The organism is Ekhidna sp. (genome assembly GCF_965212185.1).
In the GTDB taxonomy this organism is placed as follows: domain Bacteria; phylum Bacteroidota; class Bacteroidia; order Cytophagales; family Cyclobacteriaceae; genus Ekhidna.
The window spans coordinates 1,767,020-1,780,545 of record NZ_OZ243102.1; the positions used below are offsets into that span (position 1 = coordinate 1,767,020).

11 protein-coding genes are annotated in these 13,526 nt (G+C 40.9%); 8 read left to right on the forward strand and 3 right to left on the reverse strand.

Features of this window, described 5'->3' with window-relative positions:
• Positions 1-125: 125 nt before the first annotated feature.
• Entirely contained in the window at positions 126-1,781 is a 1,656-nt protein-coding gene (locus ACOMC3_RS07720) for a dienelactone hydrolase family protein (RefSeq protein ID WP_420318959.1), read from the forward strand.
• Between the two features lie 25 nt (positions 1,782-1,806).
• Here the strand turns inward: ACOMC3_RS07720 and ACOMC3_RS07725 are convergent, their stop codons facing one another.
• The 3 genes from ACOMC3_RS07725 to ACOMC3_RS07735 form a co-directional block, all read right to left on the reverse strand.
• A complete protein-coding gene (locus ACOMC3_RS07725) occupies positions 1,807-2,637 on the reverse strand; it encodes a hypothetical protein (protein ID WP_420318960.1) in 831 nt (276 codons plus the stop codon).
• A gap of 91 nt (positions 2,638-2,728) precedes the next feature.
• Complete coding sequence (locus ACOMC3_RS07730; RefSeq protein ID WP_420318961.1) at positions 2,729-3,427, reverse strand: LytR/AlgR family response regulator transcription factor; 699 nt, start codon at positions 3,425-3,427, stop codon at positions 2,729-2,731.
• A gap of 94 nt (positions 3,428-3,521) precedes the next feature.
• The gene (locus ACOMC3_RS07735) at positions 3,522-5,210 is read right to left on the reverse strand and encodes a histidine kinase (protein WP_420318962.1); all 1,689 of its coding nucleotides are present in this window, start codon (positions 5,208-5,210) and stop codon (positions 3,522-3,524) included.
• A gap of 163 nt (positions 5,211-5,373) precedes the next feature.
• Between ACOMC3_RS07735 and ACOMC3_RS07740 the strand changes: the two genes are divergently transcribed.
• From ACOMC3_RS07740 to ACOMC3_RS07770, 7 genes are all read left to right on the forward strand, one after another.
• Positions 5,374-6,564 (forward strand): alpha/beta hydrolase-fold protein, encoded by a 1,191-nt coding sequence (locus ACOMC3_RS07740; protein ID WP_420318963.1) that lies wholly within the window; start codon positions 5,374-5,376, stop codon positions 6,562-6,564.
• Positions 6,565-6,595: 31 nt separating this feature from the next.
• Complete coding sequence (locus ACOMC3_RS07745; protein WP_420318964.1) at positions 6,596-8,395, forward strand: serine hydrolase; 1,800 nt, start codon at positions 6,596-6,598, stop codon at positions 8,393-8,395.
• A 55-nt stretch (positions 8,396-8,450) separates the two neighbouring features.
• Positions 8,451-9,353 (forward strand): hypothetical protein, encoded by a 903-nt coding sequence (locus ACOMC3_RS07750; protein ID WP_420318965.1) that lies wholly within the window; start codon positions 8,451-8,453, stop codon positions 9,351-9,353.
• Positions 9,354-9,472: 119 nt separating this feature from the next.
• On the forward strand, positions 9,473-9,928 hold the full coding sequence (locus ACOMC3_RS07755) for a hypothetical protein (protein WP_420318966.1): 456 nt from the start codon (positions 9,473-9,475) through the stop codon (positions 9,926-9,928).
• A 90-nt stretch (positions 9,929-10,018) separates the two neighbouring features.
• A complete protein-coding gene (locus ACOMC3_RS07760; RefSeq protein WP_420318967.1) occupies positions 10,019-10,735 on the forward strand; it encodes a hypothetical protein in 717 nt (238 codons plus the stop codon).
• Positions 10,736-10,968: 233 nt separating this feature from the next.
• A complete protein-coding gene (locus tag ACOMC3_RS07765; protein WP_420318968.1) occupies positions 10,969-12,198 on the forward strand; it encodes an alpha/beta hydrolase-fold protein in 1,230 nt (409 codons plus the stop codon).
• Positions 12,199-12,716: 518 nt separating this feature from the next.
• The gene (locus ACOMC3_RS07770) at positions 12,717-13,520 is read left to right on the forward strand and encodes a universal stress protein (RefSeq protein WP_420318969.1); all 804 of its coding nucleotides are present in this window, start codon (positions 12,717-12,719) and stop codon (positions 13,518-13,520) included.
• Positions 13,521-13,526: the final 6 nt, after the last annotated feature.

The window sequence follows — 13,526 nt, forward strand, 5'->3', positions numbered from 1 at the left end:
TCAGTCTCTCGTGAATCTCCGGACGATTGTTAAGATGCTTCTGAGGCTTAACCTATTCATCTCACAACCGTTTGTGTTTTTATCCATGAGTGAGACTTTAAGCTAGTAGCGAACAACTAATTAGCTTGAAACTCACATTATACAACAAAAACGTACTCAATAGTATGTATAGCTACAAGAAGATAAGATTCCCAATTGTATTGTCGATACTTATCGTTTTGAATGGGTGTCAGACGGAACAAGCAATCAATGAGCGCCCAGCCATGATGAGAGATCTTGTTTTGGGAGACTATGCGGTCGGCTATAAAACTATCTTCACCTACGATCAAACAAGAAATGGTGTGCCCTATGCCGATTGGGATGGGAATCTAACCAATAACCACAGGCCTGAATTGGGTCGTCAGTTCCAGATTAATGTTTGGTACCCGGCAGAGAGTGGCTCGGGGGACCAAATCAACTATTCACACTATGTTTATCTAAGGGGTAGACAAACAGATTTTGGAGAGTCAGAAGAGCAGAAGGAGTCTGCTAAGCAGATGTTTATTGAGCAGACTCAGGGCCTTGGAAATGTTACTGTCGGAGTGCTGGGGAGTACTAAGGAAGATTTTACAAGTGAGCATCTTAATCAGTTGCTTGAGTTGGAGGTATTTGGACGACTCAATGCAACTCCTCTCAAGGGTAAATTTCCAGTAGTTATCTACCCAAACGGTGGTAGTCCTGCATTTCAAAGCATCACGTGTGAATACCTGGCAAGTCATGGTTATGTAGTGGTTGCGTTTACAACAAAAGGTCGATTTTCTTCTGGAATGGAAATATCAACGATCGGGTTAGAAGTGGCAGTTGATGATTTTGAATTCGTATTGGGAAAAGTGAGTGAACAATCCAATGTTAATATGGACAAAGTAGCTATTGTAGCCAATGCGATCTCATCTTCTGTTGGTGCTGCTGCTATTTCAAGAAACGACAAGTTGAAAGCGCTAGTCAGCCTGGAAGGAGGACTTCCAAGCGCTTTTGAGCAAGGCCTTTTGAATGAATCGGTTTTTTACACACCAGAGAACATTACAGCTCCGATCTTAATCATTTATTCATCTCATCCCTCCATTGATCCGGAATACACTTTTCATCTCAAATACGCTGATAGGTACTATGCTCAATTTGCGAATATGTCAGAATGGACCATGCTGAATTATGGCATGTTCGATGCTTTTGTTCCGAATATTCTTGGTGAGCATAAGGGGAACACTCAAAAAGGATTCAAGGAAGCACATCAACTCGTATTGAGATTCCTGGATCAGGAAATCAAAGGGAAAACTGATGTGCTTTTTGAAGCAACCTTTTTGAACGCACTGACGGAGCTTGATAGCACTTTTGTTTTGGAAGGAATTCCATCTCCACCTAACATTGCAGTGTTGAAAGATCGATTCATGAAAGACGGGTTCGATGAGATCGAGCGCATTTATGCAGTGTTAAAAGAGAAAGGGAATCTTCAACCATATTCGAAATCCTTCTACAAGGATTACCGGAGTTGGCTTGCCTGGCAAAAGGATGAAGAGTACATATACCGTCAGCGACTTTATGAACTTGGGTACGATAGCTATCCTGAATCGGCCCGGATGAATTATTACCTCGCTTACTACTCCATGATGGTAGGTGAAAAAGCAAAGGCGATTCGACATTACAAGACTACACTTTCCCTGGTTGAGAATGATCCAGACCTTACATCTAGTGAAAGAGAAAGTATAATCAACTATTCGAAAAGTGATTTAAAGGAATTAGAGTAGCATATACGTTGGAGAGAAGTGATCATCATTTTACGCTCAACGCTCTACCAAAAGTCTCCCAATCAAAGCCGGTTTCCGGACGATTATGCCTCAAACCTGTGCTTTGTGTGGTGATGACAATGGTTGTATCTGTTTCCGTCAACCTTGAAACATGATGTGGGGGTATTTTGTGAGGAATGGCCTTCACTGTTGTGAATTTAACACCTGAAAAATGACGTTGAATGGACTCCTTAAGTGTATTTACACTTTTCATATCATACATTATGACCAGTTTTGGATGATAGATGCGAATCTGTTCAAGAATTGCCTGCATACGAACCTCGTAGACGTGTTCCTGGTATGCTGTACGACTTTTAAGGAAATCCATATCCTTCAAATTCAGCCAGCTATAATACCAGGCATGACTGTGGGCTGGCAAGGGGTATAACCGGAGCAAAGCCTCATTATTTACCCCGGTAGCCAACGAATTGCACTGATACTCCAGACAAGTCTCAGCATCGCTAATTGGTTGATTATTGTATCCATGTACCAATGAGATGATTCCTTTCCATTCACCTCGTTGCACAGCATTGGGACCAAACCGATAATCATACAAGTTGGAGAAAATATCAGCTCTGGAACGTTGTGGGGTAAATCGTACTTGTTTGTAGAGCGCCCGTGGATCACAGAGCGTCGGACTGTTTACTTCAGCGTGAGTTTCTATGAAATAATTTAGTTTGTCAGCAACTTCTTCCGGCATATCACCACTTGGCTCTTCATGGTTGATAAACCATATGGGAGCTTCCCAGGATCCATAGCCATAAAAGTTCTCAATCCAATGGCTCAGAGCTGCTTCAGAGATTAACAAACTAGACACAACGTTAATCTATGACAATTATGGAAGTATACCCAATTAGTACTTCTACAGTTTGTCATGAGGCACACTTTTCTTCATACCATCAAAGCATTCAAACCCACTTCCCCTTCAACTCCTTATACCTTGTTCTGCCAACAGGAATCAATTCCCCATTCTTTAATTCGGCCATGTATTTGCTCCCAGACTTCACAATAATCTCTTTTACCTCAGACATCTTCACCAAATAGGATTTATGAATGCGCTCAAACGAATGAGACAATAACTGCTCTAATTTCTCCATGGATTTATCATGTAGCTCTTTTGTCCCGTCAGTCAAGAAGAGTTCGGTATAAGAACCGGCACCCTTTACATAGCGTAGATCTGCAATAGGTATAAGCTGTATCCTGCCTCTTTTCTTAATGGCCAAAAGCTTCGTCTGATCGTTTTCTGATTTTTCTTTAGTAAACACGCGATTAAAAGCCTGTTGCAACCGGTCTTGGTTGAAAGGCTTTGGCACAAAATCTAAAACGCCATATTCGAAGGCATCCAGTGCCTGGTCTTTGTTAGCAGAAATGATAATGGTGTGAAATGATTCAGCAACCGCCGTGCTGAGCAGGTCAAAACCATCATCTCCGTTAAGATTCAGGTCAAGCAGAACGAGATCAAGGGTGTTGTTTTCAATGAACAACAATGCCTCATTGAGTGTGTTAATGTGGGTGAGAGATTGTAACGTATTACCAATGATATCACGCGTCATTCGCTCGATACGCTTGGCAATTCTCGCCTCATCTTCCACGATTAAGATGTTCATCTACGTTGGAGGATTTTGTTCATTAATCGACCCCCAACTCCTAAAGGGGAGCTAATAAAGTCCCCTTTAGGGGATTTAGGGGTGCTGCTCATTTTCATAAGAAAATCTTAATAATGTTTCTCCAACCGTGATCCGCCTGCTCCGACGTAAGATCCCATTTCGAACCATAGCTTTCAGTCAACCGAGCCTTTATGTATTTCAAGCCAGTACCTTCCTCCTTGGTCTTTGTTCCTTGCTCCATGCGTGCAGCAAATGTCAGAAAAGTGTAGCTCTTGTATTCATCGTTCGATTCAAAAATCAGTTTAAATTGGATGCTGTTGGCTTCCAAGGGTAGGCTGTGAGTAATCCCGTTTTCTAAAAGCGTATGAAGAATAGCAGGGGGTATTTTTTCCTCTGGATCAATCCCTTCTTCTTCCAACGAATAGTCTATTTCCTTTCGATATTCCATGATCTCCAGATGTGTACGGCAAAGGGCTATTTCTTGAGTAATAGGGATCAATGTTTCATTTTCAATCTTATTAAAAAGATCAAACTCTTTAGCTAATGCCTCAATGAATTGAACACCTTTTTTCGGTGATTCTTCCACCCAGTCGATCAAAGAGGTTAGGGTATTCATAAGGAAATGAGGCTGAATGTTCTTCTTTAAGAGTTCCAATCGTAGGCGTGTGGATTGAACCAATGTGTTTTCATAGGCCAATCGCTGGTCTTTGATGTTAAGGGCTAGTAGATACAACATACCTAGCAGAATAAGTCCCAACCCAGTGTACATACTAATGACAAATCCAGAGGCAAGAAACACCACAACCGACAAAAGTAAAGTCACTAAAACAAGACGTGCTCCCCTTGCATTTTTATAAGCTCCGTATGCTACTATGCCAAAGGAGAAAATCCACATACTCAGTACCATGCCTACGGTTTTATAATTAAAAGCATGATCACTAATAATCCATAAGAAAATGAGTCCTACTACGTATACAATCAATGACAATCTTCGTTTGGAATAGGGAAATTGTATGGAGAAGTAGTAGGGAATCAAAAACGAAATACCCAACAAAAACGAGTTAATAATATGCAATCTAATGACGTGGACACGGTAATGTATGGAGATATAATCTTGACTAAATACGGTTATTACTAAAGCAAAAATGAAAAAGCAGCAAACACTAAAAATAAGTGTAGGATATTCTTTTTTGTTATTTAGAAAGAGAAAGAGAAAATAGATGGATACGATAAGAAATGTTCCAGCAAAGACATGCATGTAAGAAGTTTTAATGAGCATATCGGTAAACAGATCCTCATAATCAGCGATCTCCAATTCATAGTACCCTACATGATCAGGAAAATAGTAATTACTCAATCGCAAAGCCATCACATGTTCACCTTCCGTAGCTAGATGCGTTGGTATACTATAGGTAACCCATAATTTACCCTCTGGAGGAAGCTCGGCTTCTTGTCCCGGATTTCCATTTTTTCCAATGAAAACCCCATCCCAAAAAATTTCATATTCCCCATACGCATCTATTTGAAGACCATAGGGTCGAGATTCTTCAGGAGCTTTTAGAATATCAATCCGGGTTCGGGACCAGAAAATCTTGCCTTCAGGAATGCGTTTTATCCATTTTTCCCAATTGCTATCATTAAAGACCTTCTTCGCCCACGTTGAGTGATCACCAATCTGGAATACCGTCTCATGTTCTTCGAATATGGCAGGCTTTTGCCCACAGGAAGTGACCAGCAATAAAGTACCTATCAAAAGTAAGGATGGGAGAGACCGCCTGTTCATTTACGGAGTGATTTTACTTAGGTAAAGTAACCGCATAAAAATGGTTTTTAGGGAGGAATAGGAGCAGTTCATTCATACATAGAGCAGTTGGCAAGTTCAGCGGTGGTTAATCACAACTTACCCTGGAAGTTTGGAGTACAACCATCAAAAAAAACCAAACAATATGAATAGTTCTTTAGCTGAACGCCTCGAGGAAGTGAACAACAACTATCGAGGAGTTACGATCGCGATAATGCTACTAGTAGTGAGTTTGATGACCATGCATACGGTCTATGCTCAGGAAAAGGCAGAAAGCGACCCTGGTGAACCAGCGGTTACGTTGGGCAAAATAGCTACACTTCATTCGAAAGTGTTGAACAAAACTGTTCCACTTTCCATCCATTTACCAGCCAACTATAATGGTTCCAAAAAGACCTATCCCGTGCTGTATATGTTGGGTTCAGATTACCGGGCCCGGTTCGCTATGTTGGCTTCTACATTAGACTACATGGGCGAGGGACAAATTCCTGAGATGATCCTCGTTGGCATAGACTTGCCCGAAGGTAATCGTATGTTGTTACCAACAAGGGATCAAGACACAACCATCCCGGATGGTTATATCAACTTCTTTGAGACAGAGCTGATACCGCACGTGGAAAACACTTACCAGACGGCTCCATTTCGAGTGCTTTTTGGAGGCTCTAACAGTGGTTTTTTCACTGTTTACACACTGGTCAACAATCCTCTTCTGTTTAATGGCTATTTCGCAAGCAGTCCATCCCTTAGTAACATACCGTCAGCGCTTCAACAAAAGATAAAAACAGGTCCATTACAAACACTTGCGGAAAACAGATTTCTACACATCATTTACAGCGACAATGAAGGATTAACAAATCACGTGTCTGAATTCACTCGTGTTTTAACAGATCATAAACCGGAGCATCTTACCTATACAGTGGATGAATTGGTAAACCAGGGTCATGTACCAGCGATGGATTTCACACAGTTTCTTTTGGTATTATATCCTGACTTCAAACCCTTCAACCCACGTGAAAACCTGGAATCGTTAGATAAAGTAACACAGCATTTCGATGCGCTATCGGAACGGTACGGGTATAAAATCCAGCCACCTATCTCGTTCCTATTTGACCTTGGTTTTCACACGATACGAAGCAAGAATCTAATAGCCGCAGAAGAAATCTTTCAATATGCCTTAGAGGTGTATCCTGAAGGAAAGGAATCTTATCTCGGAATGGGGCTTTTACGCAGAGCTCAAGGTCAGCTTGACGGTGCTAAGGTCATGTTTGAAAAAGCACTGACCATTGACCCTGATTATTCACTTGCTAAAAGGTGGCTACAAAGACTCGAGCAATAAAATCTAGCTTTTACTAATCAAAGAATAACTTATGAAAAACAGTATATCGATATTCTTCTTCCTCATTCTTTTCCAATCCTGTACAGAAAAATCGAATGAGGATACTACAGCAGAACGAATAAAAAATGTGGAAACAGGTCTCACAACTTGGGTTCATATAGCAGGTGACTCCACATGGTCCATAGAAGAACGCATGGAGCACTACGGAATTCCAGGCGTGAGTATCGCAGTGATAGATAACTATGAAGTCGCGTGGACAAAAGCCTACGGTGTGATGGATAAGGAAAGTCGAACTCCGGTAACGACCCAAACACTTTTTCAGGCAGCAGCAACCAGCATGCCGGTAACCGCCTACGGCGCATTAAGGCTTGCAGAAGCAAATGATTTAGACCTAGATGAGAACATTAACCGTTACTTAACGTCCTGGAAAGTCCCGGAAATTGAATTTACCAAAAAAGAGAAAGTCACCATACGAAATCTTTTAAATCACTCTGCTGGAATACATCCTCGGGGAACAGGGTCATATACCACTGATGCTAAAACACCAACCCTTGTAGAGATACTGAACGGAACTCCTCCTGCTTCAAACGAGCCCATTACTGTAAATAAAGCGCCTGGCGAAAGTGTTCGTTTTGCATACGCCAGCTATGTACCCATTCAGCAAATGATGCAGGATGTAGCGGGAAAAACATTCCCGGAAATTATGCAAGAACACGTTTTGCGACCTTTAAAAATGAACAGCAGCGCGTTTAATCAAACGCTTACGGCAGAGCAATTGGAGAAGGTAGCCACAGGTTATTTGCAAGATGGCTCTATGGTAAAAGGCGGAAGACATATCTATCCTGCCATGGCTTCAAATGGATTATGGACCACTGCCGGGGACTATGCAAAATTTATAACCCACATACAGCAATCAAAAGATCTGACAGCATCCATGGGTAAGCCCTATGGAGTGAATGATTCCGGATGGTCATTTACGCTCGGGTTGGGCTTTCATCTTTTGAATAGAAACGGTGAAATATACTTCAGGCATCATGGATGGAATAGAGGGTTTTATGCTGAGATAGCGGCCCATAGAGACAAAGGTTATGGGGTGGTGGTGCTTACAAACTCCACTTTTCCGGCATTTAATGCTGAAGTGATGCGCGCTGTAGCCCTGGCGTATGATTGGAGTAATTATGTTCCGGTACACCAAAAGATGGAAATTGAACAGTCGTATGCAGATGAAATTACCGGGAGGTACCAATCCGACGAGGTGATTGTGGAAGTCTATCAAAAGGACAATCAGTTGTTTTATAAAAACATCCTTAGTGAAGAAGGAGTGGAGCTTGTTAAAGTGTCAGACAGCCTTTTCGTTCGAAGAAATTCCAGTCGATTAATTCAGTTTAAACCGGATGCTGAAAATGGAGGAATCAATTTACAGTATCTGAACCGAAACGATGGGGCACTGATTTCAGCATTAATTAAGGTAGCTAGTGATGAAAAAAGTCCGGTGGAATTTCTTCTTGAAGGCGATTTTGAAAACGCGCTCATCGCCTTTAAGAATTTGAAGGAGCTTGATCCTACTCATCCGATGGCTTCTGAATACTATATAAATGATATTGGTTTTGACTTTTACCATTCCGATCGGATGACATTATCACTAAACACGTTCAAAGTGAATATGGCGCTCTACCCCGATAGCTACAAGGTATATGATAGTTATGCAGAAGCCTGTATGAAAGCCGGAAAGACTGATCTGGCCATTGCAAACTACACTAAATCACTTCAGCTGAATCCTCAAAACAATGGTGCGAGGCATCACCTCACCGAATTGCAAAAGAGCGAATGAAACGACCTTTCATCCAATGTTACTTTTTGCGCATGGGATGACCAAAGAAAAGAACATGAAAACAACAAAATGCTTCATACTGATATTGACAATGTCGCTTCATAGCCTCTTTGCTCAAGAAAACACGGACGAAAATTTCACCTTCCCGATCTTAGAAGGTCCTTATATGGGGCAAAAGCCTCCAGGCATGGTGGCAGAACCCTTTGCGCCGGGGATTATCTCCAGAGAAGGTTGGGAGCTGGAAGGGGTCTTTGCACCTGGCATGAAGGAGTTTTATTTCACCATTGATCGTGGCGAATACACAAGCTATAATCCTGACAATTTCCATCCTACTGTTGTTGGTTTCAGGCAAGAAAATAATGTCTGGATAAAATATATGGAATTTCCCCGTCGTGGCGAAATCACCTTTTCACCCGATGGCTCACGCATGCACATGGCGAAAGGATACAAAGAACGAATAGGAGATAGCTGGTCGGAGCGTAAGAGCCTTGGACCCATGTTTGACAGAGAGGACTGGGGTATTATGCGGTTATCAGCCTCAGCAAATGGCACCTATGTATTTGATGATTATAAAAACAATGATGCAATCCGTATTTCAATAGTAAAAAATGGTATTCGTCAAGAACCTGTCAAAATGAGCACTGTAGTTAACTCAGGTAAAAAAACTGCTCACCCGTTCATTGCACCAGATGAAAGTTACCTCATTTGGGATAGTGAGCGGGAAGGAGGTTTCGGTGATTCTGATCTTTATATCAGTTTCAAACAAAAGGATGGTTCATGGAGTCCAGCTATCAATATGGGTGATAAAGTCAATTCAGCCAAGGACGACTTCTTTGCGAGTGTAGCTCCTGATGGAAAGTACATCCTATTCAATAGAGTCATTGATGATGGTGATAATATAGATATCTATTGGGTGGATGCGCAAATTATTGAGAAGCTCAGGTCTCAGGAACCCTAGTATTGGGAAGAGCGTGCTGCAAATGTGTCTCGGAATAATACGATAGCTTGACTGAAAAGCATCACTGAAATACTTTGAGTTAAATTCACAGTCGATTTACCCAACATATTTCCACGTTTATGAAGAAACAGTTCAAGTACTTTTTGGTAGCCATGTTTTCCATTTTTTTAGGCAGCCAGCTTACTGAAGCCGTTCTTTTGGTTCCGTACTGGCAATCACTGTCAGAGGCGGACTTTTATAGCTACTATCAATCGTTCGGACCCACAATCGGTCGATTTTATACCATTCTGACCATTACAGCTGCGGTGATTCCTATTGGCTTGACTGTTTATTTGGCCCGTTCCAAAGCCCCTGGTTTTCGACTTGCTGTCACATCTGCAGTATTGGCCGTGCTATTTGTTGCCTGCTTTTATATCTACTTTAATGGCACCAATGAGTTGTTTTACCAATCTGCACTTTCTCCGACTGAGTTAAAAAGCGAATTGATTACCTGGAGTCAGTGGCACTGGGGAAGGGTAGGCCTGGAATGCTTTTCACTGCTTTTTCTCATTTTGGCACTGGCTAAGAGGAATTGACTCGTTAAGTGTTGTTTTATTGATTACTTACTTGTATCAACTAAAAACACTCACATTATTTCTGCTATATTAGAAAGATTAACACCCAATATGGAGAAGTATAAAAACGCACATAAGTGGCTATTGATTCCTCTAGCCATCGCTTTAATAGGATTCTTTCCTTCCTATTTTTCAAAATTCACCAGTGCTAAGTTTGGACATCACATTCATGGTTTATCTGCCTTGATATGGTATGCATTTGTGATTTATCAGCCTTACCTCATTTCGAAAAAGTCAATTTCAAAGCATAAAAAGTATGGACTGCTAGGGATTTTTCTGGCGGGTATGGTGGTTGCCTCTGGCTTAGCGATGATCCCAGGCAATATATCTGGGGCTGTGGCACAACAGGCAAGTGGACAGATTTCATCCATTGCTCCACCTTTTTTCTTGTATGGAGTCTCTTTGTTTGATCTAGTTGCTATTATTGGATTTGGTGCAAGTGTGATTATCGCGATGATCAAGTCAAAGCAAATTGACGATCATGCAATTTGGATGATTTCTACTGTTTTCTGGTCGCTAATGCCTGCCTTCGCACGGATGGCCTTGATTCCGATGTTCATGCTGAATCAAGTAACTCATTTTGCCAACCTGGCCATGATCACTACTCCTCCCATATTATTGGCAATAATTATTGTCATGATAAAGCTAAAAAAAGCTCATATAGCCTTAATCGCTGCAGGCATTGTCAACCTGTTGTCTTTTGCCATTATCCCATTAGGTAAGGCTGATTGGTGGGTGGAGTTTACGAAACAATTTTTTGTTTACTGAATCTAGACTCAGGTTAGCCTGGTCGGAAAAGAAGATCCTAAGGAAAAATACGGGATGTTAGTCTGAACTTTGAATCCTGCGTTATCATTCGCGTCAACTAGGCGCCCTGATAATACAGCTTGGGTGAGAGGGGGACTGAGCGATTAGAAAGGGCTATGATAAAAAAGTAAACAGTAATTCTTGTTAGCCGTATTAAGGGTTTAGTCTTCAAAATCCTTATGTTCAAAATCCCTATGTTCAAACTAATTAGTGCTATTTTATTTTTATGCGGCGCTTACATGCTTCATGCACAACCTGACATTGACTATGCTGTGAGTGTTCCATCCCAATCCTTAAAAAGTCAGGAAAATATTCAGGTTTACTTACCACAGTCATACCATGAAGGAAACAGGAAGTATCCAGTATTGTACATTTTAGACGGGCAGTGGTTTTTCTTAAACGGAGTAGCCATTCAGGAGACATTACGCGGAGATGGTTTGCTTTCGGAAATGATTGTTGTTGGGTTAGACTTCAAATCAAGGAGTTATCATGATAGTCTACATTTTAATCATTGGGATGCCTTGAGTACGTATATACAGGAAGAACTTACCGCTTATGTTGATCAGACTTACAGGACAACTTTTGAGCGTGTTGTCTTTGGTTGGGAAAATCCTTCATTCATGGTAAGTGAGTTTCTTTTCAAGAAAGATCCAGTATTTACAGGATTTATCCTATCGAATGGCGGTTATGTTACTCAGGAAATGCTGGAACAATTCAATAGGTATGAAGGAAAGCGACTTTACCTCTACATAGCCAATTCAAAAAAGGACATTTACACGATTGAATCTTCGGGTGAACTGGAAGAGACACTAACTGCTCAATCGGTAAAAAACCTGGAATGGACCTATGAATTATTTAATGAGGAAACACATGAGTCCCTTGCATATACTTCACTCTATCAGGGACTTAGGTTCTATTATCATAATTATAGTTCTAAAGTATTTAGCGGTACAAAGGAGTTTTATGATGAGGGTGGATTACCCGGGCTACAGGCATACTTTAAAGCACGAAGTGAGCGGTTTGGGATGGAGCCGGAAATTGATGCATCGACTAAAAACAGCTTGATTTGGCTGGCCTGGAAGCAAGATGATTTTTCATCTTTTCAGCTCTTCATGACCAAATTTAAAGATGTGCTATCTACTCCAAGGTATGCGTCAGCCTACTGGCAAAATCGGTTTGGTCAATACTATCTGAAAAACAATGATGCAGCAAACGCCATTGAGTATTTCAACAATGGAATCAAACAATACCCCGATCCAGAGTATCTGACTGTCATGCATGCAGGTCTTGGGAATGCTTATGCTTTGGTCAGTAATACATCTAAGGCCAGAGTTCATTACAAACAGGCCATCAAGCTAGCCAAAGCAAACAATAATGATGAACAGCGAAAAGATTATGAAAAGCAACTAAAAAGTCTAAAATAGCTACAGCAGCGAAACTATGAGTTATCACTTCATGCGGATAATAAAGATTGGTTTCTTGTCTACATAGTTATCGGGAGGATTAATATTTTAGGGGCGGACGGCCAGTCTTAGCCTCACATCAATCAAAGTAAACACATCATTTCTTAGTAGTAACGAGCCTGCCTTAGCCTGCAGGCAGGCACTCTTTATTCATACACAAGGTATGCATCCCTTCGTTAATCTTCGATTTGCCAATCATCATGAAAGAGGAATTATCATACCGTAGTGAGGGATGAAGGAGTGTGGTAAGGAGAAGGGCAAAGGTGTGCGGTTTTCTAAGCTAAAATCCATTTAGTATCAACCACAATCTGATCACCGTTCAACTTACTAATGACTAAAATCAGGTTGAATCCTTCTATTCATCATAATCATAAGGCTTTTTGTAGATGAGCTTTGAAAAAGTAGATGACATCACATTGAATCAGTGCTGATTTCATTTCTTGTTAGAATAAATCAATCATTAATAAAGATCAAAAAAAATGAAAATACTTTTTCCAACCGATTTTACTGAACAGTCCATTCACGTGCTGAAGGAGATCGTCAGTTTAAATCAAAAGTTGAATTATGAGTTAATTATACTTCATGCGTACAGCCGTCCGCATGCTGAAGGTTTCGATCAAGGAGGGAAGTTGGATCAAAACGAGAAAAATGTTGAGAAGCATTTTAATAGTCTCACCAAAGAGATTCCGCAATTAAGTAATCAGAAACACACTTTTAAAAAGGTGCTCGGAGATGTGCTAGATTCAGTAATCTATTATGTAGAGCATGAATCAATTGGGCTTATTGTCATGAGTACCAAAGGCGCGGTTGGGATAGGTGAACTTTTTGGCACTAAAACAGCCAAGATCATCAAGAGTGTCAATATTCCGGTCATGGTGGTTCCAAAGGATGCGACACTAATGCCTGTTAATAAAGTAGGTTTAGCCTGTGATTACAGTGAAGAAACTTCACTCAAGAAACTGGATCTCTTAACAAAGTTGGCTGAAACATTAAAATTCGAATTAGATCTGATCACTTTAAATAGAGATGAAAAGACGATGACCGTTCGGGAGAATAACAACCGTGATTCACTGAAAAAATCTCTCGGAAACATCGCTCATACCTCTCATTTTGTAACGTCTGGAAATGTGGAATGGGGACTTATTAAATATGCAAGATCAAATGACCTGAACATGGTTGTGGTCATTCCTAAAAGTTACAATTTTATTGAACGTATTTTCCATGAAAGTTTAACCCAGGAAATGGCCTTCCATAGTCCGGTTCCGGTACTGGTTCTTAAATAAGCGACA